Here is a 26,470-nt window from a genome sequence, read left to right as displayed (position 1 = left end):
GCCATTTCCCAAAAGAAAAGGCAGGACATCGTCCTACCTTTCATTATATCATATATCTTATCTGAGACCCATTTGCTGCAGTCTTTCTTTATAGGCTTCAAAGTCAATCAAGAGTCCTTGGCCACCGTACATGTCATAGGTATCCACCCAGTCGCCATTTTCCGGAATCGTCAGGCGCTCAACCCCATTGCGGGAATCTCCTGCCATAGAGAGACCATTGGTCAAAAGGAAGCTGTAAGGCACATTGGTCGAAGTCAAGGCAAAGACCTTACCAAGAGCCTCTGACCCAGTAAAGAGCTTAGTCGGATCCTTGACCTGCTGGAAAACAGCTGTCAAAACTTCCTGCTGGCGGCGGGTACGGCCAAAGTCGCCCTCATCATCCTTACGGAAGCGAGCATAGTTGAGCAAGGTTCGACCGTCCATCTGCTGCTGACCAACCTTGATTGTTTGGTTGGGTACCACACCGTCTTTCATATTCAGGTCATCTGGCACTTCAACTTCTGTCACTTTCTCCCCATCAATCGTTGAGAACTGGGCATTCATGCTGACGCCATTTGGGAAAAGGGTGTCAATAGCTGTCGCAAAGGTCTGGAAATCCACCAGTGCATAATATTTAATGTCCAAATCAAAATTATCTTTGAGCATCTGGCGGACATAGTCTGCACCGCGGTTGTGGTTTTGCTCCCCAATCGTATAGGCAGAATTGAGCTTTTGGTCATAGTAATCTGCCTGCGACGGATCCGTGTACTCATTGCTGACGCCGTCAATGTGAATAAGTGTATCACGCATAAAGCTGACCAATTTCACCTTGTGGTCCTTATTACCAACATTCAAGACCATAATAGAGTCAGTCCGCGTCTCAGTCGAGTCGTCACCAACCCGGCCATCTGTTCCGAGAATGAGGATATTCACTCCGTCCTTAGTATCCTTGCCGTCAAAAAATTCCGTTTCTGCTGGTTTAGAATTGCCAGTATGAGCTGTCGTCAAGCCTTTGATAAACATGAAAATCATGCCCCCCAAGACCATCAGCAGGAAAATCCCTGCCCAAAGCAGAATTCGTTTCAAGCGGATTTTTTTGCGGGGCTTCTTGGGCTTGTCTTGTCCTAGACCAGCTCCTGCCAGAGCTTCCGGCGCCTTCTTTTGCTTTCTGCTGCGAGAAGAACGCTCAGGGTACTTGGGCAAGATGCCAGAAGAATCCATTTCCACAGGCTCTTGTTCGTAGGCGTCACTAACTGTATGCGGCTGCTCTTCATGGTTCGGCGCACTGGCTGAACTGCCAATTCCCTTGGACTTCTGACGCAGATAGTCAAATTCTTTCTTTTCTTTATCGTTTAGATAATAATAATTTTTATAGAGATAATCTAAGCGGAGCTGTTCATGATGGCTAAGATTTTCTGGTTTCTTCATCTCTTCTCCAATCTACTGCTACTTGTCCTGAATCAGAAACACACTGTAGCTACCAAAAATTTTATAAGTAATTCCAAGACTTGTCAACTCTTGATAGGCAAAATCCGCCAATTTTTTCTGCTCGTTGTCAATGTCAATAATGAAGAAATACTCTCCCAGAGCCGTTTTTAGAGGCCGACTCTCAATCTTGGTCAGGTCAATCCCACGCCAAGCAAAGGTCGACAAAGCCTTATAAAGGGCACCAGGCAAATTATCCGGCAGGGTCAAAGCCAGTGTCTGCTTGTCTCCCGTCTTAGCCAGTTCAAGCTCAGGCACCTCATGGCCTAGAATCCAGAAGCGGGTATAATTTTCTTCCATTTCCTGAATGTCGCTGGCTGCTACTTTAAGCCCGTATTCTGCTGCAGCCGTGCGCGGGGCAATAGCCGCAAAATTCTTTTCAGGATGCTCTGCCACAAAACGAGCTGCATAGGCCGTACTAGCCGTCACCTCAATGGCAGCCTGCGGATAATGCTGGCGGATATATTTCTTTCCTTGGGCAATAGCCTGCGGATGAGAAAATATCTTCTCGATTGGCTTCTCCAAATCCGTCACCAAGAGCTGCTGCTTAATGGGCTGAACGATTTCTGCCACTGCCTGAATGTCTGCTTGATGAAAGAGATAGTCCAAGGTCTCGTGGACACTGCCCTCAATGGAATTTTCCACCGGAACGACCGAGTAATCCACTTCTCTAGCCTCATAAGCCTTCATGACCTCGGTGATATTCTGATAGGGCACCAAGTCCTCGCTGGGAAAGGCAGCTTGGGCTACATGGTGAGAAAAGGAGCCTCTAGGACCTAAAAATGCTATTTTCATTGAATTTCCTCAATAATTTCCTGGGGGCTTTTGAGCCTCGTATCGACAATCTGGGTCGCTACTTCCTCGTACCAGGCCTGACGCTGTTCAAAAATCTGCTTCAAGTCTGACTTGCTCTGGTTTAAGAACAAGGGTCGCTCCTGCTCAGCATCCTGCTGAATTCTCTGATAAAGCGTTTCAAAATCTGCTTTCAGGTAGATATTATCAGCATTCTGAGTCAGTAATTTGCGATTTTCAGGGCTGACGACTACACCGCCGCCAGTTGAGACGACCAAGTCCGTATCGATCAACTCAGCCAAGAGCTGGGCTTCTGCAGTCCGAAAGGCTGCTTCACCATGCTGATCAAAATAGTCCTTGATTGACATGCCCAGCCGCTGGCAGAGCAGTTCATCCATATCGACAAAGTTTTGAGCTAAGCCTTTGGCCACTGTGGATTTCCCGGCTCCCATAAAGCCCAGTAATATCTTAGCCATGCATCAAGCCCTCCAAGTCACTGAAGAAGCTTGGATAGCTGGTTTTAATGGCTTCAGACCGCTCAAGTTCAACCTGACCACTTTGAGCCAATAAAGCAGCAATCGCCGTCATCATCCCGATGCGATGGTCACCAAAGGTGTTGATCTGTGCGCCGTGTAGAGGTGTTTTCCCTTCGATAATCATGCCGTCTTCCGTCGGGGTAATAGCTGCGCCCATACTATTGAGAGCGTCTGCCACTACCTGGATCCGATCGGTTTCCTTGACCTTGAGCTCCTCTGCATCACGAATGACAGTCCGTCCCTGAGCCTGAGTCGCCAGAAGCGCAATAATCGGCAACTCATCAATCAAGCGCGGGATAATCTCGCCGCCAATCTCCGTTCCCTTAAGCTCAGAAGTCTCAACGGTGATGGTAGCAGACTTGGATACTGGATCGACATCTGACAGCGTCATCCGTCCGCCCATAGCCTCTATCACATCTAGAATACCTGTACGAGTTTCATTGATGCCGACATTCTCTAAGACAATCTTAGAGTCCGGTACAATCAATCCAGCCACCAGCCAGAAAGCCGCACTGGAAATGTCGCCTGGGACTGTCACTTCCTGAGCAGTAAATTCCTGACCACCCTGAATGCGAATTTCCTTGCCTTCAACCTCAATCTGCCCGCCAAACTGGGCAATCATATCTTCTGTATGATTACGGGTGATTTCCTTCTCTACAATAACTGACTCTCCCTGAGCCTGCAGGGCAGCAAAAATCAAGGCCGACTTAACCTGAGCAGAAGCGACTGGCTGCTGATAGTGAATAGGCTGCAGTTCCCTGCTGCCCTTCATCTTGAGCGGTGGTAAATCACGCTCAGTCCGACCAGCAATCTCTACTCCCATCTGCCGCAGAGAGATGGTCACCCGATCCATAGGCCGCTTGGATAGACTGTCGTCACCAAACATCTCCACTTCGAAATCCTGACCAGCCAAAACACCAGAAATCAAACGGATAGACGTTCCAGAATTGCCCATATCCAGCTTATTTTTCGGTGCTTGCAAACCTTCAAATCCTACGCCATGTATCTTGACTAGATTTCCATCGTCCTCAATCTGCACGCCTAAGTCACGAAAAACCTGCATGGTAGACAGCACATCTTCTCCTCGCAAAATGTCGCGAACAGTAGTGATCCCTTTAGCCAAACTGCCAAAAATAATGGAACGGTGACTGATAGACTTATCTCCCGGTACGCGGATACGGCCCTTCAGGCCTTTTACATTGGTTGATAATTTCATAGGTGACCTCGTACTTTCCTTTGTTGCTTCTTATTTTATCATAAAAAGACCAGAAATTCTTAAAATTTCTGGAATCCAGGCTAAAGCAAAAAGAATCCGGGTATTCAGCCCAGATTCCTCTTTTTTATTAGCTTACTTAAGCAAATCCTGCACCGGATCAAAGATAATACGCTCAATGTCCGCCAGATAGATGGACAGTTGCTGCTGCTTATTGAAAAATTCAGAAAGAACAGCATTGCCCTGAATCTTCTCACCAAAGGAAGTCATCTTGTCCTGTACCTCCTGAGTCGGTACCTGACCAGTCTGAGCCAGCTGTTGCAACTCCTGCTGGAAAGCTAGATAGTCCGCAAAAATAGCCTTCGCTTCGCTATCAGCATCCACTGCTTTCTTGCTTTCTACAACTGCCTTATACTCAGGCAGATCACGCAGATTTCTGCTTAGTTCATTGGCTAAATCATAAATATTTGACATAGAGTTCTCCAATCTATATTAGTCTACGGACACTAGGTAATCCGTATTTTCTCTTACTATTTTAGCAGATTTTTCCAAATCTTGGTGATTTTTAAAGGTGATTTGCAGAATACCATTGATATCTTCTCGGTTTTCCTCGTTGATACGAATGTTGACGACTGAAATTCCCCGCAGGAGCTCCAAAATACCCAAAATCGCATCTTCTTCGTCGGGCACCTCAATAAAAAGGTCATAAAAGCTATCCACACCAGCCCGTTTATGAATTTCCATCTGCTTGCGACTCTGCCGTCCTCGGTCGAAAAATTCCCAGATAGCTGTCTCGTCCTTAGCCTCAATCGCTGCGGCAACCTTGTCTAACTGGTCTTTAAAATCTTCCAGCCGCTCCAAGATAGCTTGAGGATTGGTCAAGAGAATAGAGGTCCACATACCAGGCTCACTCTCCGCAATCCGCGTCATATCTCGAAAACCACCGGCTGCAAAAGACTGGGTCAGCTCATGCTCTTGGCTATAAGCTGCCGCTTGCTCCATCAGGCTGGAGGCTAGGATATGCGGAAAATGACTGATTTGACTGGTCACTCGGTCGTGCTCGGCTGCGTCCACCTGGATAAAGCGGGCATGAAGACCACTTAGCAAGTCTTTCATTTCCTCAAGAGTACCAGGCTTGGTCAGGCTAGAGGGCGTGAAGATATAATAGGCATTTTCAAAGAGGGTGACATGGGCAGCCTTGGCTCCGGTCTTGTGACTTCCTGCCATAGGATGAGCTCCGACAAAGCGGAAGGGCTTATTCTTCAGGTACTTTTCTGCTGCTGCCACAATCTCAGCCTTAGTCGATCCAGCATCTGAGATGATAACATTTTCCTTCAGTTCCAGATCTGCTAGCTCCTTGATAAATGCTATGGTCTGCTTGATGGGCACAGCCAGAATAATCACATCAGCCAATGGAGCAAAGGCAGCAAAATCATCCGTTACGCGGTCTACCATTCCTCGCTCTAGGGAAACCTGTCTTGATTCTTCACTTCTGTTATAGCCGAGAATCTCTATCTTAGGATGAGCTCGCCTGATGCCCAGAGCCAAAGAAGCTCCAATCAGTCCCAGACCTACGATATAGACTATTTTTCTCTCCATGCCCACTCCTTTCTTCTAAAAGTTCTTGACAAATTCCCGATGGCGGGCTACCGCATCCTTTAGTTCTTCCAGATTGTCTGAAGAGAACTTCTCCAGAACTTCGGTGGCTAAAACTGTCGCCACCACGCTTTCCATGACAACACCCGCCGCTGGCAGAGCCGTAGGATCGCTCCGCTCCACTGTCGCCTTATAAGGCTCGTGGGTCTCAATATCCACACTCATCAGTGGCTTATAAAGGGTTGGAATGGGCTTCATAACACCTCGCACCACGATTGGCTGACCATTGGTCATACCGCCCTCAAAGCCGCCTAGATTATTAGTCCTGCGAGTGAAGCCATCTTCCTCAGACCAGAGGATTTCATCCATTACTTGACTGCCCTTGAGACGACCTGCTTCAAAGCCCACACCAAACTCAACTCCCTTGAAAGCATTGATGGACACGACTCCCTGAGCAATCTTAGCATCCAGCTTCTTGTCCCATTGGACATAGGAGCCCAGACCAACCGGCACACCACCAACGACAGTCTCAATGACACCACCGATGGTATCCCCGTCTTTCTTAATCTGGTCAATGTAGGCCTTGATTTCTTCTTCGCGATCGGGATTGACAATGGAAACCTCTGACTGGGCAGCTCTTTCCTTGATTTCTCCTACAGTCAGATTGTTCGGCACATCAATATCAATACCACCAAAGGTTACGATATGGCTGGCTACCTCTACACCGATTTCTTCCAGCAAACGCTTGGCTACTGCTCCGACTGCCACACGCATAGTCGTTTCACGCGCAGAAGAGCGCTCAAGGGAATTTCGCAAATCGTCAAAGCGGTATTTCATACCACCAACCAAGTCCGCATGGCCAGGGCGTGGTTTGGTAATCTTGCGCAGCCCTTTTTTCTTTTCATCCACATCTGCTGCGCTCATAATCTCCAGCCACTTCTGATGATCCAGATTCGTGACATTGAGAGTAATCGGGCCGCCCATGGTCAAGCCATGACGAACCCCAGACGTAATCTCGACTTGGTCGCTCTCAATCTTCATGCGGGCACCACGACCATACCCACCCTGGCGTCGCTTGAGCTCAGCATTGATATAATCAGCGGTCAGAGGAAGACCAGCCGGCACTCCCTCAATAATAGCTGTCAGACGTGGTCCGTGCGATTCACCTGCTGTTAAATATCTCATACATTTTCTCCTATTCTGAGATGGAAAAAACTGGACATTCTGTCTATTTTTTCATCCAAACTGTCCAATCGTCTTAAACTCCATCTGGCACTTATTTCTTCAGAAATTCTTTCATCTCTTCCAGCGGAATCTGGTGAATACTAGCCGAACCCAACTCAGGCACCAGTACTAGCTTGATAGAGTTGCCTCTAGCCTTCTTATCATGAGTCAAGGCCTGATAGAGAGCATTCTCATTCCAAGGCTGATAATCCACCGGCAAGCCAAACTTCTGACACATACGGACGATGTCTTCTGTAATTCCAGCTGGCATGAGGCCTTTCTTTTCAGCGACGCGGGAAACCTGTACCATGCCAATCGCCACTGCTTCACCGTGCATGACTTTTCCATAGCCTGCTGTCGCTTCGATAGAGTGCCCAATAGTATGACCGAAATTCAGATAGAGGCGGACGCCATTATCCAGCTCGTCCTCGACCACAATCTTACGCTTGACATCGCAGGAATGGTAGATGATGCTTTCAGCATGCTCCAAAATCGACTCAGGACTGCCATCCATTTCTGACAGCTCATCCCAGAGTTCCTTATCCTCAATCAAGCCGTACTTGACCACCTCGCCCATGCCTTCGATTAGTTCCCGCTGACCCAAAGTATGCAAGACTTCAGGGTCAATCAGAACTCCGTCAGGCTGGGTAAAAGTTCCGACCATATTCTTGGCCCAAGGCGTATTGACACCTGTCTTACCACCAATAGAGGAGTCCACTTGAGCAGTCAGACTGGTCGGAATCTGCACGAAATGCACACCCCGCATGTAGGTCGAAGCGGCAAAACCTGCCAAATCACCAACAACGCCTCCTCCCAAGGCTACGATACCATCACTGCGGGTCAGACCAACCTTGACCAAAAACTCATAGACTTTGTTGACCGTCTTTAAGTTCTTGCTGGCTTCACCCTCCAAAAAGTCAAAGACAAAGGCCTCAAACCCAGCCGCTTCCAAGCTCAGCTTGACCTTTTCCGCATAGAGTCTAGCCACTCGATTGTCCGTGACGATAACTACCTTCTGAGGCTCCCAAAGCTGACTCAGCCAACTTCCAGCCTGAGATAAAGACCCCTTTTCGATGAGAATATCATAGGGATGATGCGGGAGATTCACATTCAGTTTCATAAGCGCCTCCTTATTTATACAATTCTTCTAAACACTGCCAAATTTCCTGACTGGGCATGGTCTTGCCGGTCCAAAGCTCAAAGGCTTCTGCTCCCTGATAGAGCAGCATACCAAGTCCATTGATTGCTGTGACATTTTGATTTCTGGCCCATTTGAGAAAGGGCGTTTCGAAAGGTTGGTAGATAACATCTGCAACTAAAATCTGGCTGGGCAGCTCAAGCTGTTCAGGCAGGGGCATGCTGATACCATCCATGCCTAGACTAGTTCCATTTACCAGAAGGTCTGATTGATTGATTTTATCCTGCAAACTATCCGCATCTTCCAAAGTTAGTACCTGGATACGACTCTTGGTTTGGTGGCTGATAGCTGCCATCTTTCTGACAGTCTTCTCATAGGAAGCTTGCCGAGTAAAGACAAAAATTTCCTCTGCATTGTCCAAAGCTGCTTGAGCAATAATCGCTGTCGCTGCTCCACCTGCTCCCAAAATCATCATTTTTTTGCCCCGAATAGCAAAAGAAGGCAAGCTCTTAAAAAATCCCTTGCCATCTGTGTTATAACCAACTAAAATTCCATTTTTATTCACAACGGTATTGACCGCTCCGATAAGGCGGGCACTGACATCCAGCTCGTCCAGATAAGGTATCACTTCCTGCTTATAGGGCATGGAAAGATTGACACCAAACATATCATATCTGCGGATATTTTCTATACTGGCCTGCAGATCCTTTGCCTCTACTTCCCAAGCTAGATAGACACCATTGACACCAGTCTTTTCAAAAGCCATATTGTGAATAAGAGGAGAAATACTATGCTTAATTGGCTTGGCAACCACAGCAGCCATGCGGGTGTGGCCATTAATTTTCATTCAAAATCTCCTGGATTTTCTTCATATTGCTCAGAGAAATCTGACCGGGTGCTGACGCCATATCCTGACTGGCAAAAGACCAGCTGGAACCTGTCAAATCAGCCGCAATGCGTGAAATCTTGCCAACTTTTCCCATGGAAATGGTGACAAAATCCTGCTCAGGATTTAAAGTCTTGAAACCGCGAGTATAGTTCATCAAGTCCAGCACATCCTGCTCATTATGAGCCATGACAGAAACCTTGACCACCTTAGGGGTCAGAGAAGTCAGCTCAGACAGGATTTCCATCATATTTTCAGGCGTTTCCTCGAAGTTATGGTAGCTCAGCACCAGATTAGGAAACTCTAGCATTTCTTCAAATTTCCCCTTGTGAGAGAAATATTCAAAGTCGATATAATCCGGCTGGTAAAAACCGGCTACTTCCTTGATGAGAGCTACGTATTCATCATCGGATAGTTCGATTTCTCCGCCTTCCTGACGGGTCCGCAAGGTGAAAATCAATTCACGTCCGGCAAATTTTTCAAAAATAGCTGGCGCAACATTTAAAATGTCATCTTTGGCCAGAAAATCTGCCCGCCATTCAATAATATCCGCATCTTCATAGCGTGATACATCAATTTCTTGAGCTTCTTCTAAACTCTTGGGCATTACAGAAACGACTAATTTCATTGGTCCACCTTTATTGTAAATACCTTGAGGTAATTACTGCTCCCGTCTTTTTTATTATAGGCAAAGTCTGCTGGCAAGCCATACTCCGCAAGATAGCGGTGCTTTCTGCCGGCAAGGCCTTTTTCAATTTCTTGTTTAAACTTACTTTTGGAAAGATTAGCTGCATTGGTACTTAAAATCATGATTCCCTGAGGATTCAGGATTTCCAAAGCTTGTGCAACCAAACGATGATAATCTTTAGCAACTGAGAATGTTCGCTTTTTATTTCTAGCAAAGCTAGGCGGATCTATCACAATGACATCAAAGCTTAGATCGTGACGCTTAGCGTACTTGAAATAATCAAAGACATCCATCACCTGAAAGCGATGCTGATCCAGTGTCAGACCATTGGCCAGAAAATGAGCTTCCGACAGCTCACGGCTTCGCTTGGCCAAATCAACTGATATTGTCTGACTGGCACCGCCCATGGCTGCTGCAACTGAAAAAGCAGCTGTATAGGAAAACATATTGAGTAAACTTTTACCAGCAGCCAGACCATCTACCAGACTAGCACGCACATCGTGCTGATCCAGAAAGATACCGGTCATGAGACCGTCATTCAGAAAAACTTGATAGCGAACACCGTTCTCCAAGACTGTGAAGGTTTCCGGTGCTTCCGCTCCATAGAGATGAGCCGATTCGTAGTTCAAACCCTTGAAACGAATCTTTTCATAAGCTCCCTGAATCTCTGGGAAAATCTTAGCGAAGGCTATCAGAATCCGCTCCTTGATAGCAAAGACAAAGTCATTGTACCAAGAAAAAAGCGCAAAATCATTGTAGAAATCCACTGTGAAGCCACCAAAGCCATCCCCTTCTTGATTAAAGAGTCGAAAGGCTGTCGTGTCAGACGAATGGAAATAAGTAGAACGTCTGCTCTTAGCCTGCTCAAAGAGAGTTTGAAAAAAATCCGAGTTCAGCTCTACCTTCTTCTGGGAAATCAGCCAGCCAACTCCCTTATTCTGCGGAGAGAGATAAGCTGTACCTAAAAACTTTCCCTGACGGTTTTGTAGCTCCACACATTGATTCTGAAGCGAAAGAGCACCAAAATCCTTTTTATCTAATAAAAGAATGCCCTTTCTCAGTTTTTCTTCTGCCTGTTGAGTAACAGTAAGTTTATTCATAAATTATATTATACCAAAGATTGTGAAAATTCTCAAAACATATTTTACATTTGAGTTAATAAAAGATTTCACAAACAAGTGCAAAACGACTATAAACCTCTCCATAGAGAGGATAAGGCTTTTATAGAAATATTACAATTTCGCCGATTTAAAATATCTCAAATGCGGCTCAAATTTTCCTTAACTGGAGAAATTATGTTATACTTAGAGGAGAAAATTTTTAGGAAATAAGACAAGGAAGTAACTTTTTGTGAAAAAAATAACCAAGAATTTACTCAATTTCATGAGTACGAGACTAGGTTTTGTCTTGATTTTACTGGTCCTCTATTGGATAAAAACCATGTGGGCCTACACGATTGATTTTAACCTTGATATCCAAGGTGCCTATCAAGTATTTTTAGCTATTATCAACCCTTTCCCTATCAGCCTCTTGCTGCTGGGACTGGCACTTTATGTAAAACGAACCAAATTATTCTACAGCCTAGCCTTCGGAATCTATCTGCTCCTCTTTGCTTGGCTGGTATCTAATTCCATTTACTACCGCGAGTTCAGTGACTTTGTTACAGTCAATACTATGCTGGCTTCTAGCAGCGTTTCAGCTGGTCTTGGGGAAGCAGCACTTGAGCTCTTCCGCCCTTGGGATATTCTTTATCTGATTGATTTCCCGATTTTGGCCTTCTTATTCTTTAAGAAATACATCCGTATGGATGACCGCCCTTTCAATAAACGCGCCAGCTTTGCTGTGACATCACTGTCCGCCATGCTATTCTCTGCCAACTTATTCTTGGCTGAAATTGACCGGCCTGAGCTCTTGTCACGTGGATTTTCAAACTATTATGTCGTTCGGGCTCTGGGCTTGCCAGCCTTTCTAGGTTACAGTGCCAACCAGACATATACCGCTAATCGTGAGCGTTCCAAAGCTTCTGAAAAAGACTTGGAACCAGTAACAGAATATATTCAATCCCACTATGCGGAGCCTAATCCAGAATATTACGGGATTGCCAAAGGCCGCAATGTTATCTATGTCCATCTGGAAAGCTTCCAGCAGTTCCTGATTGACTATAAGCTGCAGGCAGATGGGAAAGAGTACGAGGTGACACCTTTCCTTAATTCCCTCTACCACTCCAATTCGACTCTGGCTTTCTCTAATGTCTTCAACCAGGTCAAGGCTGGTAAGACTTCTGATGCTGAAACCATGATTGAAACTGGTCTCTTCGGTCTCAATCAAGGGTCCTTCATGGTCAACTACGGTGGTACCAATACCCAGCAAGCTGCACCTTTTATTCTTTCCAAAAACGGCGGCTATACTTCTGCTGTTTTCCACGGAAATACAGGAAGCTTCTGGAACCGTAATACTGCTTATAAGCAATGGGGTTATAACTATTTCTTCGACGCGTCTTACTTTACCAAGCAGGATGACACCAACTCTTTCCAGTACGGTTTGAACGACAAGATTATGCTGAAAGATTCCATCAAATATCTGGAACACCTGCAGCAGCCTTTCTATGCCAAGTATATCACGGTTTCCAATCACTATCCTTACACGACTAGCTTGATTGGTGACGAGATTGGCTTCCCGCTGGCTAAGACCAAGGATGAAACCATCAACGGCTACTTTGCTACTGCCAACTATCTAGATTCTTCTGTCAAGGCCTTGTTTGACTATCTCAAAGAATCCGGCCTCTATGACAACTCTATTATCGTTCTCTATGGAGACCATTTTGGAATTTCCCAAACCCGTAATCCTAACTTGGCCCCTCTTGTAGGAAAGACCTCTGAGACTTGGTCTAATTATGACAATGCCATGATGCAGCGCGTGCCTTACATGGTAGTGGTGCCTGGCATAAACAAAGGAAAGATAATAGATACATACGGTGGTCAAGTAGATATGCTGCCAACATTGGAGCATTTACTGGGCATTGACTCTAAGAACTACCTTCAAGTTGGACAAGACCTGCTGTCATCTCAGCATCAGCAAATCACAGCATTCCGATCCAGCAATAACTTTGTCACTCCAAAATACACTAGCTTCAACGGACGAACCTACTACACCCAGACCGGTGAGGAAATTACCAATCCAGACGAAACCATCAAGAAAGAACTGGATGAAATTCGTAATGCTGCCAATACCCAACTGAAGATTAGTGACGCTATTCAAACGGGTGACTTGATTCGCTTCTACAAGGGAAATGACTTAGGCAAGGTCAACCCTAAAGATTACTCTTATCTTAATTCAATGAAGGCCTTGTTGGCTATTGAAAAAGAAAAAGGCGACCAATCGACCAGCCTTTACTCTAAACGAGGCAATGTCTCCACTGTGGACCTCTTTAATTCGCCAAGCTACCGGGCACTGCATCCAGAGCAGTTCCAAACTAGCAGCGACGAAGATAGTAGTCAAGAAGACTCGAGCTCTTCCAGCTCTAGCTCCACAGCCAATCCATAGATAGCAAGAGCCTTAAGTCCAATGGACTTAAGGCTCTTCAGGCTCTATAATTTCTGCAGTGGGTAACACCACTGTAGGAATGATGGAGCCTCTTTTGTTGTAGAAAAAGTCCCATAAGCCCTATAATGAAAAGCGATGAAACTATCATTAGAAAGACTCTTATGGAACAGTTAAATTTTATCACAAACTTACTGGGAATAAAAGACCAGAATATCACTATCTTGGATGTTCTAGATGCTGGTACACATAAAGAAATCATCGCTAAGCTAGATTATCCCGCTCCTAAATGCCCTCACTGTCAAGGACAAATGGCTAAATATGACTTCCAGAAAGAAGCAAAAATTCCCTATCTAGAGTGTGTGGGATACAAAACGCTGATTCGGTTAAAGAAACGACGTTTGCGCTGTAAAGTCTGTAGGAAAGTGGCGGTCGCTGATACTTCCTTAGTCAAGAAGAATCACCAAATCGCAACCATCGTCAAGCAGAAAATCGCTCAAAAACTAATCGAGAAAGTCCCTATGACAGCCTTCGCTGAAAACTTAGCTGTCTCTACTTCCACCATCATTCGTAAATTGAAAGAATTCAAGTTCAAGACTGACCTTAACTGCCTTCCAGAATACATGAGCTGGGATGTGGAAACAGTCAGGGAAGTGACTGTTTCAATCGGCAGATAGAGATGAGCTTTATTGAACAGGATTTCGATTCCAGAAAGATTATAGCTATCTTAAGATGGGCGGACCCAAGCAACGATTCGCAATCACTTCCTACGCTACTCCAGACAAGTCCGAAACGGAGTGAAAGTCATTACCATGGACATGTTTAGTCCCCACTACGATATTGCCAGAAAACTATTTCCAAACGCTAAAATCGTCCTCGATCGTTTTCACATTGTACAACATCTAAGTCGGGCTATGAACCGCCTTCGTATCCAAATCATGAATCAGTTTGATCGAAAATCTCACGAATATAAGGCACTCAAACGCTACTGGAAACTCATTCAACAGGATAGTCGTAAACTAAGCCATAAACGTTTTTATCGTCCAACTTTTCGCATGCACTTGACCAGCGGAGAGATTCTAGAAAAACTTCTCTCTTGCTCTCAAGAACTCAGAGAACACTATAAACTCTACCAACTCCTGCTTTTTCATTTTCAAGAGAAAAAAACTGAGCATTTCTTTGGACTCATTGAAGATACCATTTCTTATGTAAATCCTATTTTTCAAACTGTTTTTAAGACCTTCTTGAAAAACAAGGATAAGATCCTGAACGCACTGGAACTGCCCTACTCAAACGCAAAACTAGAAGCTACTAACAACCTCATCAAAGTCATCAAGCGAAACGCTTTCGGCTTTCGGAACTTTGACAATTTTAAAACTAGAATCCTCATCGCTTTGAACATCAAAAAGGAGAGGACTGATTTAGTCCTCTCCAGATTATAACTTTTCATCAATCCACTACAGTTGACAAAGAGCCCGAAAAAGAGGGATAAGTTGCAGATAAGTGAAAACCTCTAAAGTTGGAAAACTTTAGAGGTTCATGCTAAGGTTGAAAATGCTGGTGCAAGATAGCAAAGTAGTCTTCTGGATTGTGGAGAAATGGGAAGTGGCCGCTGTTTTTAATGGTGAACACCTGAGCGCTGGGATAGCGGCTGATGACAAAGTGCATGCTAGCACCAAAAATATCATTGTCACCGAAAGTCACGGTAATAGGAAAAGCAGGATCTTCTAGTCGGGGCAAGAGAGGATAGGCCATAATTTCCTTTCTTGTCTGATTGCCTGCTTGGACTGAAACATTGCTCATGTCTAGTTTCACATCATGAAAGGCTGGATAGTCGGCATTGTAATTACGGACAACTTGGCGAAAGAGAGCTTGCGAAGCCTTGGAACTACCAAGATTGCCGAGCAGAGAATAGATTCCCATTTTTAGCCATTCGATAGTCGTGCAGTGATTTTTATTGTAATTCATCATCTCTTTTTCCATTTGCTGCCACTGCTTGCTCGTGCCTGTTCCCGGAGAGGAAAGAAAGAGACTAAGAACCCGCTCAGGGATTTTGCTGGCGTAGATTTGCGCGTACAATCCGCCCCAGGAATGTCCCAAAAGGTGAAATTTATCTACATTGAAGTGGTCGGCAATCGTGTTGATGTCCGCAATGTAGGCTTCCATGCTGTAGTCGCCACTCAGGCAGGGCGATTTTCTCGTTCCCCGCTGGTGAAAGACAATCAGTTGATAATCTTTTTCGAGCTTAGGGATAAAGAGCTTGAAGTCATCAGGCGTTCCCGGTCCACCGTGCAGCAGGATGATCGTTTCCTTGTCAGGATTGGGATAGCAAACGGTGTAGAGTTGGTCGGATCCGTTTTGAATCATTGTTTCGATTTTTTGAGAATGGGTCATAGCTTTCCTTTCTATTAAAGTGCCCACCATTGGTAGAGGCTCCAGTAGAGGATATTGAGAACGACGATAAGTGAAGCGCTGCTGGTCAAGTAGGTCAAGATTTTTCGACCCTTGCTCACTTGGAAGGTTGAGCGCAGGAAGATAGGCAGCGCAGCATTGACCAGAAAAATCAGTGCTAAGAAGGCAAAGAGAATGGCTTGCCAGCGATAATCGGGCATGTACTTGCCCGAAACGGCAACGATGACGAGACCTGCTAGATTGACTAGGCTAACCAAAATCAGTCCGCAAGTGCCATAATGCCAAATTTTCCAACTTCTTGGAGTCGCTCTTTTACTTTCTTTCCTAAAAAGCAAGCGATACACCTTACCCAAAGCAGCTAACAAAAGAACAAGCACAGCATAAACAACTGCGAGACCCAGCAGAGCGACAGAACCATAATCCTTTACCACCTCCCAAAGCGAGAGCTTTTCTAAATGATTATAGGTTGTTTCAACTTCTGTTCGTCCTTGGCGATGTTGCCAAAGCCAGTAGTTGCTGAGTAGCAGATGACCGTCTTTGATCACATCTTTCACATAAAAAGTATAAACAGGAGTAAGGCGCGAAATAGAGGTCGGGCCTTGCTGAATGGAGCGGGAAGTCCGATACATGCCCTCCTGAAAGTCTTTTTGAGACTGGTTAGGGGCTTGCTTTTTCTTGCCAAAGACTAAATCGGGCAGACCGAAAGAAAAGGTGGCTTCTTCTCTCTGATTTACCATGGTAACCATGCCGATACCCGTCTTGAAATCCAGCGAAATCATGGTTGAAAAACCGGCAAAAGAATGACCGCCGTGCCCTAAAATAGAGCCTATCTCATACTCTGTCACCCAAAAGCCGTGGGCATTCTTAGCGACTGCTTTATCTGAGAATGTAGAAGTTGTCTGATACAGTTCATTCCAGGTTTCTGGGCGCTTAAAGAGCTTTTCCTTTCTCAAAAGAGCTTGCGCGAACCGCTTGAAATCGGCAAAAGTCCCTGTCGCCTGCCCCGCTGGATAAATATCCGCGGGAAGCAATTTATCTAGATATAAACTTCCGTTTGTATCATAGGTTTTCTCACCCTGCCGCTTGTCTCGGACATAGGTATTGTCCGACAAATCAGGTAAGAGAGCGGTATGGTTCATGCCCAAAGGCTGGAAAATATGCTCGTGGACATAATCCGCAAAGTCCTGTCCGCTGATGCGCTCCACGATATAGCCTGCTAGAGCTGTACTGTAATTGGAATAGGATGTCACCGTCCCTGGCTCATAAGTTTGAGCGGGCTGGCTTTTTAGTAATTCTTCCAAGCTCTTGCCTGTTCCTGTGTTCAGCGGCGTTTCATCAAAACCCGCTTGGTGGTTCATCAGATCCAGCATGGTAATGGGCTTGTCGTATTTGAGGTGTTTCAGGAAATCCTTGGGCAAATACTCTTTTATATCTGTTTTTAGGTCAATTTTTCCTTCTTCCCAGAGCTGCATGACGCTGAGCCAGACGGTCAATTTGGTGGCAGAGCCCCACTCAAAAACCGAGTTGTCGTCCACAGCCAGCTTCTTTTCCTTGTCCATATAGCCAAAGTTCTTTTGGTAAATGGTTTGTCCGTCCTTATCAAAGACTGCTGCCGCCAGTCCCGCGCTGGTTTTTTCGTGTTCCTTGTGGAAATTTTCAATTTTCTGACCGATTTGGTCATAAGGCGTGCCCGACGGCAATTTTTGCTGGTCAGCTCGAACTTGCGCTGCTCCAAAAGCCACCAAGCCACATGTTACCAGCGCCACAGCGCTTTTCAAAAATGATGTTTTCATGATTGCCTCCTTAGAATTTAAACTGCCTTCCCCTTTGCACCCTTATCCTAACAAATGGACGATAGCAAATCTACCCCTTTTCGGTAAGTGGTAAGATTTCCTAAGTAAGTGGTAGAAAAAGTAGCTCTATAATTTCTGTAGTGGGTAAAACCACTGTAGGAATGAGCGAAACGCTTTCGGCTTTCGAAACTTTGAAAACTTTAAAACTAGAATTCTCATCGCTTTGAATATCAAAAAGGAGAGGACTCATTTAGTCCTCTCCAGATTATAACTTTTCATCAACCCACTACAGTTGACAAAGAGCCGCTTGTCATGTAGCTAATAACTTATTGAATAACTTCAAAAACAGAAACCGTCAGATTTTCAACATAGAAAGGCTTCTTATGACGGCTATTGCCAACTAGGAGGCGCAGCTTATCTGCATTAGGCAGATAGTAAGGCAGGCCGCTGGCATTAAAAATGACCTGATAGTGCTTGTCATCCTTGATTTCAAAAATAATCAAGCCACTGCCCTGCTCTGCTGATTGGACAAAGACATGCTTATAAATGTCTTCATAGGTCTGATAAGAAAAGGCCTTGCAGCTTGTCTTGAGACGAATGATGTCTTTGATAAAATCAATACTCTCTTGATGATCCTGCAAAATATCCCAATTCACCTGATTGACTGCATCTGGTGCATTGTAACTGTTCATAGCCCTTTCGCGATCGCTATGCAGGACTTGGCCGTCCTCCCCCGTAGCTACGAGCTTAGTACGGGAAAATTCCTGTCCAACCTCCATGAAAGACATGCCCTGCATGAGCAGGTTCATAGCAGTTGCCAGCTCAATCCGCTTGGTGCGAGTCAGAACATCATCGTCGGGATGCAGCTCCGCAAGCAAATCATGTAAATTGAAATTGTCGTGAGCCTCCACGTAGTTAAGGACTTGATCAGGACTGAGATAGCTGCCTAGCTCACTGCTGCCAAGGATAGACTTAGCAACGATATCCTCCGTCGCCTGACCACTGACAAAACCAGCCTTGATGCCACCGTAAACTTCTGCTCCCTTAACCGCATCCCGCTCTGTATCATTGAAAAATCCAATCCGCGGTAACTGATAAGCATTGTCCTTCTTAGCCTTGTCTTCCGGTCTCAGGCCCGTTCCCATATCCCAACCCTCTCCATAGAGCAGGATTCGCGGATCTACCTCATCCATAGCTTGACGGATAGCATTCATCGTTTCTACATCATGAATTCCCATCAGGTCGAAGCGGAAACCATCTACATTGAACTCCTCCACCCAGTACAGCAGAGAGTCAATCATAAACTTGCGGAACATCTCGTGCTCGCTGGCCGTCTCACTCCCCACTCCAGTTCCATTTTGGAAAGAGCCGTTAGGATTCATCCGATAATAATAATCCGGTACCGTAGCCTGAAAAGCTGAGTCATAGGTCGAGTAGATGTGATTGTAGACAACATCCAGTGTCACAGAGATTCCCGCATCATGGTAGGCCTGAATCATTGTTTTCAAATCACGGATAGCCTGCGCTGGGTCAGCAGGATTGCTGGAAAAGCTCGTCTCTGGAGCATGATAGTTCTGCGGATCATAGCCCCAGTTGTAGATTAGCTCTCCATTTTCATCATAGTCCTTGTGACGGTCAGAGACAGGCTGAAGCTGGACGACATTAACGCCTAAATCACTGATATAGTCAAAGCCTGTCTTTTGCCCTTGATGATTGGTAGTGCCTTGTTGACAGGCTCCCAAGAAGGTCCCGCGCAGCTGACTGTCCACGCCAGAAGTTTCCGACTTGGTCAAATCCCGAATGTGCATCTCATAAATCACTGCTTGATTTGGATTGTCCAAACGCCATACGGCTTCTTTGCCTTGCCGGACCTGAAAACCGGCTACTTCTGTCTCATCTGCTCCAAGAATCGCTGAGCGCTTGCCATCTGGACTGGTCGCAACAGTATAGGGATCGCGAGTATAGAAATTGCGGTATTCAAAGCTAACATGATAGTGATAGGTCTTGCCGGTCAAGTCTTCTGCTATTTCAGCTGACCAGACACCGATGGTATTTTCCTTATGGTCGTGAGAATATCGGTCACCCTTTTGCATTGGGAAGATTTTATAAACAGGAGCTCGATTGGCAGCCGATTCATAGACTACCAACTCTACCTTCCTAGCTGTCGGTGCCCAAACTCTGAAAATATGTGCGCCGTCCATCTGACGGTGTCCCAACCAGCCTTGATAGCCCCAACATTCATCAAAGTAGTCTGTTCTCAGGGCCACATCAAAGTTATGCGGACGCCGACGTGAATACTGGTGACTCGTCGTTGCAGCCTGCAGGGAATAGTAAACCTGCGTATCTCCCTCAATCAGCCAAATTTCCGTTAGCAGATGAGGCGGTAACAAATCAATATGATAGTCATAGGACTGGCTAGACCAGTCTGAACGTTTGATTATCACATGAGCATGATCTAAGGGCTCCCAGGTTTGAAATGATAATTCCCCCTGAATACCAAAATAATCAAGTTTGGAAAAGGATGCTTCCTGTCCCCATTGGTTTATTTGCCACTGCCACATATCATAGGAGAAATAATCTCCAGTCGGATTGTGATAATGGACTAAGACTTTATAGTCTAGCATGTTCTTTCATCTCTTATCTAAAATTATTCTATTGAAAGGGCTGTCTGACTTATTTCATCAATATTGGCAAAAAATTCCAAATGACCGTGCAGCACTTCCAGTTCAACAGGCGTATCGCCGCCGTATTCTCCATCCAAATTTAGCATAAATGGACCTTTTTTATCTAAAACTTCCAGCTGCAGCTTGCTTGTTTTGAGGTATTCTACATTGATATCGCCAACGTGCTGACCGCCATTGATAGCCTGCATCATCAGACTCAGCATGTCAAAGAGATTGGCTGTCTTGACCAAAATCAAGGTAAAATTTCCATCGTCTAATTTAGTGTCTGGCGCTAACTTTTCAAAACCACCAATGGAGTTGGTCAGAGCCGCAAACATCAGCGAAATCTTCCCTTCAAAGACACCGTGGTCGTGCTTGATACGGACCTTGCGGAACTTAGAGCGAGGGAGCTTTTTTGCTCCTTCTGCGACATAGGCAAAGTAGCCTAGGCGGGATTTGACCTCGCTAGGTACGCTATAAGTCAGCTCCGTTAGGGTTCCAGCTGCCGCAATATTTATAAAATACTTGTTACCATAGGCCCGGCCAATATCCATCTTAATGGTCTGGTTCTTTTCGATAATGCGGGCCGCCGCTACTGGGTCTCCCATGGGAATCTTGAGAGCACGCGCATAATCGTTGGTTGTGCCAGTTGGAATAAAGGCCAATTTAGGCCGTTCATCCAGATTCGCTACGCCATTAACTACCTCATTGATGGTACCGTCGCCGCCTGCCGCAATAATCAAATCAAATCCTGCTTTTGCTGCTCTTTCAGCTTCTTTTTGAGCAGAAAGAGGCGCTGGAGTGGTTTGATAGGCGCTGGTTTCATAGCCCACATCCTCCAAAACATCCAAAACTTCTGCTATATTTTTCTTAATAATTTCCTGTCCCGAAGTCGGGTTATAAATCAATCGTGCTCGTTTAATCTTATCCTTCATACTTCAGCCTCATAAGCTATCAAGCCAGTCTTCATCCCGAATTTCAATTCCTAACTCCTGAGCCTTGGCCAGCTTGCTGCCAGCATCTGCGCCAGCCACTACCAGATCCGTTTTTTTAGAAACAGATCCAGAAACATTAGCACCCAGACTCTGCAATTTTTCCTTGGCTTGATTGCGGGTCAATTTTTGTAATTTACCAGTCAAAACAACCGTCATACCTGATAGGGCTGCATCAGCCGCTGCCTTTTGCCCTAGATAGTCTAGATTCACACCTGCTTCCTGTAATTCCGCCAAAAGAATCTGGGAGCCTTCCTGCTCAAAATAGGTATGCAGGCTTTGGGCAATCACAGTTCCAAGGCTGTCAATAGCCGCAATCTCTTCTTGGCTGGCCTGAGACAGCTTAGGAATATCATGAAATTTCTCCAGCAAAATCCGACTGGCCTTGCTTCCCACATGGCGAATCCCCAATCCGAACAAGAGGCGTTCAGCCGAGTTTGCCTTGGAAGCTTGAATAGCAGTATACAATTTATTTGCTGATTTTTCCTTAAAGTTCTCTAGTTCTAGTAAATTTTCTACCGTCAGCCGATAGATTCCAGCCACATCTTTGACTAGATTTTGAGCAAAGAGCTTCTCTACCACTGCTGGGCCAAGGCCAGCAATATTCATGGCATCCCGGCTAGCAAAGTGAATCAAGCCCTCCTTAATTTGGGCTGGACAGAGCGGATTGATGCAGCGCAGAGCTACTTCGTCCTCGAAATGCACTAGCTCACTCTCACAGCTCGGACAGAGACTTGGTATTTCCAGAGGCTCCTCTGAGACACGCTTGGACTCCACCACTCGCAAGACAGCAGGAATAATATCTCCCGCCTTATAGACGATAACAGTGTCCTTCTGACGAATATCCTTCTCTGCAATATAGTCCACATTGTGCAAGGTTACTCGGCTGACAGTCGTTCCCGCTAGCTGCACTGGCGTCAGATTGGCTGTCGGAGTCACAACTCCCGTCCGCCCCACTGTCCAGTCAACAGACAGAAGCTGGGCTTCCTTTTCCTCAGCCGGAAACTTATAGGCAATGGCCCACTTGGGTGCCTTGACAGTAAAGCCAAGCTCCTCTTGCACCGCCAAGTCATTAACCTTGATGACAATACCGTCAATCTCATAAGCCAGACTGTCTCGCTCCTGAGCAATCTTTTCGATAAACTCCCAAACTGCTTCGATAGAATCCGCCAGAATATGTGTAGGATTGACTGAAAAGCCTAAATCTGCCAGCTTGTTTAAGACGGCTTCTTGGCTGCCAACCTGAGTTGGACTGGCTTCTTGGTAGAGGAAGGTTGCTAGATTACGCTTGGCCACAACTGCTGTATCCAACTGCCGCAAGGTTCCTGCTGCCGCATTGCGGGGATTGGCAAACTCAGGCTCACCATTCTCCTGCCGCAGCTGATTGACAGCATCAAAGGAAGCCTTAGGCATGTAACACTCTCCGCGAACCGTAATGTCCAGCGGCTCTTTCAAAGTCAGTGGAATATCCTTGACCCGCTTGAGATTTTCAGTGATGTTTTCTCCAACAGAGCCATCCCCCCGTGTCGCACCTGCTACCAATATTCCCTTTTCATAGGTCAGGGAAATAGAGAGCCCGTCAATCTTGAGCTCACAAAGATAAGATACCTGAGGAAATTCCTTGCGAATCCGCTGGTCAAAGGCTATTAATTCTTCACGTGAAAAAGCATCCTGCAAACTAAAGAGAGGATACTGGTGTGGATATTTTTCAAATCCTTCTAAAATCTTCCCACCCACCCGATGCGTTGGGCTATCAGGTAGGATATCGGTTGGGTACTTTTCTTCTAACTCCGCTAATTCACGATAGAGTCTGTCATACTCGCTGTCCGATACACTTGGCCTGTCTGCCGTATAATATTCATGAGCATATCGGTTGAGCAATTCTACTAATTCTGACATTCTTTCTTTCATACTTCTATTTTATCACAAATACACAAAATCTTCCTCTATTTGTTCCGAATTCTTCCTAAAAAAGAAAGGGATACAAAAAGAGCGGAAATTCCGCTCTCTGCTGTCTTATTTTGTCAAATCAATACTTTTCGCAATCTGGTTAATAATAATAGCTCCAGCAATCAAGGAAGCAAATTCTCCAATGGCCGTTGTAAACCAAGTCAGGAAGAATGGCAGGCCTTGCAAGAAGTGTAATTCTGCAGCAATGGTCACCATTGAGATAGAAAAGAATACTGCAAAATAGAAATGATCCAAACGAATCAAGCCTTTAATCAGATATTGATTCTTATAGCGACCAAAAAGGTAGACACCCAGTGACAGGAAGACCAAGGTGGACCCACCGCCAACAAAGACATCAACGATTCCAAAACTATATAGATTGGCAATCATACAGCCAATAGTCACACCCATGATATATTTCCGATTATAAAAAGCCATAAAGTTCATCATTTCAGAAATTCTGAACTGGTAAGCACCATAGCTTATAGCACTTAAAGGGGGCGTAATCGTAAGGGCTACATAAATGGCAGCGACAATGGCAATCTGAGCCAAATCACGAACTCTCAGTTTTTCTTGTTTCATGTTTTCTCCTTTAGCGGCTTTACCGCGTGTAATATGCTTGGCGAAAGAAGCTAAGCGCCAAGGGTTGCGTCGCATGAGAGGAGCATCATTAGATGATTCCCCCACAGATTTGGCAACCCAACTAGTATAGCATAAATCCCAGAAATATGATAGACTATCTTTATGAAAACTTTAATCAAAAAATTCTTTGACAATGAGGTTCTGTCCTATCTTTTCTTTGGTGTGGCAACAACTGTCGTATCCGTTGTCAGTAGGATGCTCTGCTATGAATTGACGGGAAACGAACTACTGGCTACAATAATAGGTGATATTCTTGGTATTCTCTTTGCCTTTGTAACCAACGATACTATCGTTTTCAAGCAAGCAAGGAGTGGCTGGCCTTCTAGACTTATCAAATTTTTCACTGCACGTTTGGCTACTATGGGCTTAAATTTACTGCTAACCTTTATTTTTGTCACTAGTTTCCCACAGATCATAGGCCGGTTTGTCAATAACAATATCAAAATGGTCAATACCATCGAAACTTTCATTGCTCAAGTACTGATCATCGTTCTCAACTATGTCTTTAGTAAGATTTTTGTCTTTAAAAACAAGAAAAACTAATTGACTATGATACTTCAACCTTAAAATATCAAATCTGGACCAGATAAATCTGATCCAGATTTTTTTATTCTCAGATTTCCAAGCTTGGATTGTCAAGCGTCAGATGAGTGATTTCACCCTTAACACCAAAATAGTCCTCAATCAGAGTATGGAGTTCTGTCATAGCTGCTTGGGCACGCGCTACTTGCTCTTCATTGATGGCCTCAATGACCAGGATGGCATCCTTGGTCTCTTCCGTCAGCATAGTTCGCTGGGCTTCTCGCCAGTTAAGGCAACGGCAGACAGCCCCTTCTTCATCATAGTAGATGATTTCTTCTGGCAGTGCCGGTGCGTCACTCTCAGCACCCAGCGGGAAAAAGGATTCCCCACCCTTGGCTTTACCTAAATAAAGACCTCCGACAATCTTATCCAAATCCTCACCGCCACATGGAACCGCATAAGACAGCGAGACACTGTTATAGATATCAACCAAAGGATTGATTGGATGAAATTCACGCCCCTGACTGACCCGCTTGAGCAGAGCTTCAATAGAGGATCGTGCTCCTTTCTTGGTCTTGAATTGACTGAAGGCCTGCCGCCACTCCTGAATGACTTCATTCTGAGTGAAGTTCTCGTCTGGGATAAAGTCCTCAGCTCGCTTCGCTCCCTTATCCAGCAAGGATTTGAAATAAGGATCCTTACTTTCATCCACACTATTATCAAGCACCTTGACCACTAAAATACTAATCTGAGCTTCCGGGAATGCTTGCCAAAATTCATTTTCAACTGTAACTTTCATGATGCACCTCTTCAATCTTAATAGTTTCTTTTTTGTCCTTTTTTGACTGCTTCCCAGTCACCTGTGATGTTTTCACGCACTCGAACCAGCATTTTCTCCAAAGCTTGAACTTCCGCCTGAGAAAAGCCCTGCAGGGAGGTCTCTTCAGAATAGTCATTCTCCGATAGGATAAAAGGATAAAGTGTTTCCCCTTTTTCCGTCACAAACCATTCCTTGTTCTTCTTGTTGTCCTTGGCTGCCTTCTGCTGCACCAAGCCCTTGGCCTCAAGCTTCTTGACAGAACGGGCAACCGTTGAGCGATCCACCTTGAGCAGCTCCGACAGCTCCTCTTGGATAATCCCCGGATTCTCCGCGATTCGTACCAGATAAAGATATTGCCCCCGCGCCAGCTCTATGTCGCGGAACTCAATATTAGCAATGGAATCCAAAGCTCGGGCGATAATCCCAATTTCCCGCAATACTGACATGTCCCCTCCTTTAATTTTTATTTGACTCTATTATAACACATTTTATTGCAAATGCAATAAAATTAACTAAAAAGAAAAAGAGGAAAATCCTCTGTAAATTTGGCAAAAATATCCTCTCTAGTTTTCTTCCTCCTTATAGTATTTTTGTAATTCTTCCGCTGAATTAATGACATGTTCCTGCCCATCTACTGAATATTTAGCTGGTATAGTCACGCTCTCAAATACATTCGTTCCAGGCGGAAAGAAGAGTTCGGTTACGTTTTTTACTAATGATACGTCGGTTTCTTTATTTAAGAAAGCAATACGAGCATCCTCACCTTGCATAATTTTGTATATTTGGGGATGTTCTTTTGCTAAAATTGTGTTTCCCATGTTTTTTTCATTATAGACATCGTTGAAATAGATTCCTTTTGAATATATACTTACTCCTAGATTCATAAGTCTATCCGAAAAAGAAGTTTGGTATATAAAATTATTCGGACCTAATCCCTTTTGTATAGTCACTTCATCAACTGAAACAATCTTCCCCTTTTCCAAATCAACATAATAATTTTTATGTTCTTTGCTGATTTTATTATAAAGAAGAATCTTTACATACTTCTTCTGTGTACCAATATCCACAAATATCGAATATGGCTTTATTTCTGAAGGAATTAAATCTTTACTATAAGAACGAACCATCTTAAAAATATCTAACTCATTCTTTTCCAACTCTTGATTCTTTAATTGATAAACTACTAATTTCCAATATTCCCCTTTTTGAGGAATATTCCGGTTGAAATTTTCAGAATTATAGCTGACAGGGGATTCTTTTAATTTCATATAACTATTTATAAACACCCCATTTTCAAAATGTTTTACCGCTGTAACACTTTTTATTAGATTCGTTGGCTTTATATTTTGTTGATCGTTTGATTTAACTACTTCCCAAGAGTAAGCTATAGCTTCTCCATTTTCAAGAAAAGCATATTTAGGCTTATATTCAGGAGAATAATACGTAAACTGCCCATACTCTTCTTGGAACTTCTTTGCCTCTTCCTTGCTCCAAAGGAAATAAACCGCTGCTCCTAGAAGCAAGAGCAGAGTGATCAAAATACTCTTCCATTTAGTTATTTTTTTACTTTTCATACTTATTTATCCTTTTCCACTCCAA

22 protein-coding genes, 1 pseudogene and 1 riboswitch are annotated in these 26,470 nt (G+C 44.7%); of the genes and pseudogenes, 3 read left to right on the top strand and 20 right to left on the bottom strand.

Translation table 11 applies throughout. The features are described 5' to 3' along the window. Positions 1 to 57: 57 nt before the first annotated feature. From DQM55_RS04630 to DQM55_RS04575, 11 genes are all read right to left on the bottom strand, one after another. Positions 58 to 1,407 carry an LCP family protein gene (locus DQM55_RS04630; protein ID WP_111675619.1) on the bottom strand — a complete coding sequence of 450 codons (1,350 nt, stop codon included), beginning with the start codon at positions 1,405 to 1,407 and terminating at the stop codon, positions 58 to 60. Positions 1,408 to 1,425: 18 nt separating this feature from the next. Next, positions 1,426 to 2,259, bottom strand: coding sequence for a prephenate dehydratase (gene pheA, locus DQM55_RS04625; protein WP_060975893.1), 834 nt, complete (start codon positions 2,257 to 2,259; stop codon positions 1,426 to 1,428). After that, on the bottom strand, positions 2,256 to 2,732 hold the full coding sequence (locus tag DQM55_RS04620; protein WP_111675618.1) for a shikimate kinase: 477 nt from the start codon (positions 2,730 to 2,732) through the stop codon (positions 2,256 to 2,258). The genes pheA and DQM55_RS04620 overlap by 4 nt, the downstream gene beginning before the upstream one ends. Beyond that, positions 2,725 to 4,008, bottom strand: coding sequence for a 3-phosphoshikimate 1-carboxyvinyltransferase (gene aroA / locus DQM55_RS04615; protein WP_111675617.1), 1,284 nt, complete (start codon positions 4,006 to 4,008; stop codon positions 2,725 to 2,727). The genes DQM55_RS04620 and aroA overlap by 8 nt, the downstream gene beginning before the upstream one ends. Positions 4,009 to 4,140: 132 nt before the next feature. Further along, positions 4,141 to 4,479, bottom strand: coding sequence for a YlbF/YmcA family competence regulator (locus DQM55_RS04605; RefSeq protein ID WP_111675615.1), 339 nt, complete (start codon positions 4,477 to 4,479; stop codon positions 4,141 to 4,143). Positions 4,480 to 4,497: 18 nt separating this feature from the next. After that, positions 4,498 to 5,604, bottom strand: a complete 1,107-nt coding sequence (locus DQM55_RS04600; protein ID WP_111675614.1) for a prephenate dehydrogenase — start codon at positions 5,602 to 5,604, stop codon at positions 4,498 to 4,500. Between the two features lie 15 nt (positions 5,605 to 5,619). Continuing rightward, entirely contained in the window at positions 5,620 to 6,786 is a 1,167-nt protein-coding gene (aroC, locus tag DQM55_RS04595; RefSeq protein ID WP_111675613.1) for a chorismate synthase, read from the bottom strand. A gap of 91 nt (positions 6,787 to 6,877) precedes the next feature. Next, positions 6,878 to 7,945, bottom strand: a complete 1,068-nt coding sequence (aroB, locus tag DQM55_RS04590) for a 3-dehydroquinate synthase (RefSeq protein WP_111675612.1) — start codon at positions 7,943 to 7,945, stop codon at positions 6,878 to 6,880. 10 nt (positions 7,946 to 7,955) lie between these two features. Next, the gene (locus DQM55_RS04585; RefSeq protein WP_111675611.1) at positions 7,956 to 8,810 is read right to left on the bottom strand and encodes a shikimate dehydrogenase; all 855 of its coding nucleotides are present in this window, start codon (positions 8,808 to 8,810) and stop codon (positions 7,956 to 7,958) included. After that, positions 8,800 to 9,477: a type I 3-dehydroquinate dehydratase gene (gene aroD / locus DQM55_RS04580; RefSeq protein WP_002906180.1), complete on the bottom strand. Its 678-nt coding sequence runs from the start codon at positions 9,475 to 9,477 to the stop codon at positions 8,800 to 8,802. Before aroD ends, DQM55_RS04585 begins: the two co-directional genes overlap by 11 nt. Beyond that, positions 9,474 to 10,637, bottom strand: coding sequence for a class I SAM-dependent rRNA methyltransferase (locus DQM55_RS04575; protein ID WP_111675610.1), 1,164 nt, complete (start codon positions 10,635 to 10,637; stop codon positions 9,474 to 9,476). The genes aroD and DQM55_RS04575 overlap by 4 nt, the downstream gene beginning before the upstream one ends. A gap of 250 nt (positions 10,638 to 10,887) precedes the next feature. Between DQM55_RS04575 and DQM55_RS04570 the strand changes: the two genes are divergently transcribed. Further along, a complete protein-coding gene (locus DQM55_RS04570) occupies positions 10,888 to 13,080 on the top strand; it encodes an LTA synthase family protein (RefSeq protein ID WP_111675609.1) in 2,193 nt (730 codons plus the stop codon). Between the two features lie 161 nt (positions 13,081 to 13,241). Beyond that, positions 13,242 to 14,519: pseudogene (locus DQM55_RS11770) on the top strand (ISL3 family transposase). A gap of 100 nt (positions 14,520 to 14,619) precedes the next feature. Here DQM55_RS11770 and DQM55_RS04560 read toward each other — a convergent pair. The 6 genes from DQM55_RS04560 to DQM55_RS04535 all read right to left on the bottom strand — a co-directional run bounded on the left by DQM55_RS04560 (position 14,620) and on the right by DQM55_RS04535 (position 23,469). Next, positions 14,620 to 15,501, bottom strand: a complete 882-nt coding sequence (locus tag DQM55_RS04560; protein ID WP_002903110.1) for an alpha/beta fold hydrolase — start codon at positions 15,499 to 15,501, stop codon at positions 14,620 to 14,622. Beyond that, positions 15,486 to 17,282, bottom strand: a complete 1,797-nt coding sequence (locus DQM55_RS04555; protein ID WP_111675608.1) for a serine hydrolase domain-containing protein — start codon at positions 17,280 to 17,282, stop codon at positions 15,486 to 15,488. Before DQM55_RS04555 ends, DQM55_RS04560 begins: the two co-directional genes overlap by 16 nt. 326 nt (positions 17,283 to 17,608) lie before the next feature. After that, positions 17,609 to 19,906, bottom strand: coding sequence for a type I pullulanase (pulA, locus tag DQM55_RS04550; RefSeq protein WP_111675607.1), 2,298 nt, complete (start codon positions 19,904 to 19,906; stop codon positions 17,609 to 17,611). A 23-nt stretch (positions 19,907 to 19,929) separates the two neighbouring features. Then, on the bottom strand, positions 19,930 to 20,880 hold the full coding sequence (locus tag DQM55_RS04545) for a diacylglycerol kinase family lipid kinase (protein ID WP_002914839.1): 951 nt from the start codon (positions 20,878 to 20,880) through the stop codon (positions 19,930 to 19,932). A gap of 9 nt (positions 20,881 to 20,889) precedes the next feature. Beyond that, complete coding sequence (gene ligA / locus DQM55_RS04540; protein WP_111675606.1) at positions 20,890 to 22,848, bottom strand: NAD-dependent DNA ligase LigA; 1,959 nt, start codon at positions 22,846 to 22,848, stop codon at positions 20,890 to 20,892. Positions 22,849 to 22,953: 105 nt separating this feature from the next. Further along, positions 22,954 to 23,469: a QueT transporter family protein gene (locus DQM55_RS04535; protein WP_111675605.1), complete on the bottom strand. Its 516-nt coding sequence runs from the start codon at positions 23,467 to 23,469 to the stop codon at positions 22,954 to 22,956. After that, positions 23,467 to 23,603: riboswitch (PreQ1 riboswitch) on the bottom strand. Its footprint overlaps the gene before it by 3 nt. 28 nt (positions 23,604 to 23,631) lie before the next feature. Between DQM55_RS04535 and DQM55_RS04530 the strand changes: the two genes are divergently transcribed. Further along, a complete protein-coding gene (locus DQM55_RS04530) occupies positions 23,632 to 24,072 on the top strand; it encodes a GtrA family protein (RefSeq protein ID WP_111675604.1) in 441 nt (146 codons plus the stop codon). A 70-nt stretch (positions 24,073 to 24,142) separates the two neighbouring features. On the opposite strand, the gene DQM55_RS04525 is transcribed toward DQM55_RS04530, so the two are convergent. The 3 genes from DQM55_RS04525 to DQM55_RS04515 form a co-directional block, all read right to left on the bottom strand. After that, positions 24,143 to 24,850 carry a B3/B4 domain-containing protein gene (locus tag DQM55_RS04525; RefSeq protein WP_111675603.1) on the bottom strand — a complete coding sequence of 236 codons (708 nt, stop codon included), beginning with the start codon at positions 24,848 to 24,850 and terminating at the stop codon, positions 24,143 to 24,145. A gap of 17 nt (positions 24,851 to 24,867) precedes the next feature. Beyond that, on the bottom strand, positions 24,868 to 25,317 hold the full coding sequence (locus DQM55_RS04520; RefSeq protein ID WP_111675602.1) for a MarR family winged helix-turn-helix transcriptional regulator: 450 nt from the start codon (positions 25,315 to 25,317) through the stop codon (positions 24,868 to 24,870). 117 nt (positions 25,318 to 25,434) lie between these two features. After that, positions 25,435 to 26,445 (bottom strand): hypothetical protein, encoded by a 1,011-nt coding sequence (locus DQM55_RS04515; RefSeq protein WP_111675601.1) that lies wholly within the window; start codon positions 26,443 to 26,445, stop codon positions 25,435 to 25,437. Between the last annotated feature and the right edge of the window lie 25 nt (positions 26,446 to 26,470).

The sequence above is a fragment of the Streptococcus sanguinis genome (assembly GCF_900475275.1).
GTDB lineage: Bacteria > Bacillota > Bacilli > Lactobacillales > Streptococcaceae > Streptococcus > Streptococcus sanguinis_N.
This window is presented reverse-complemented; position numbering and strand designations above follow the sequence as displayed.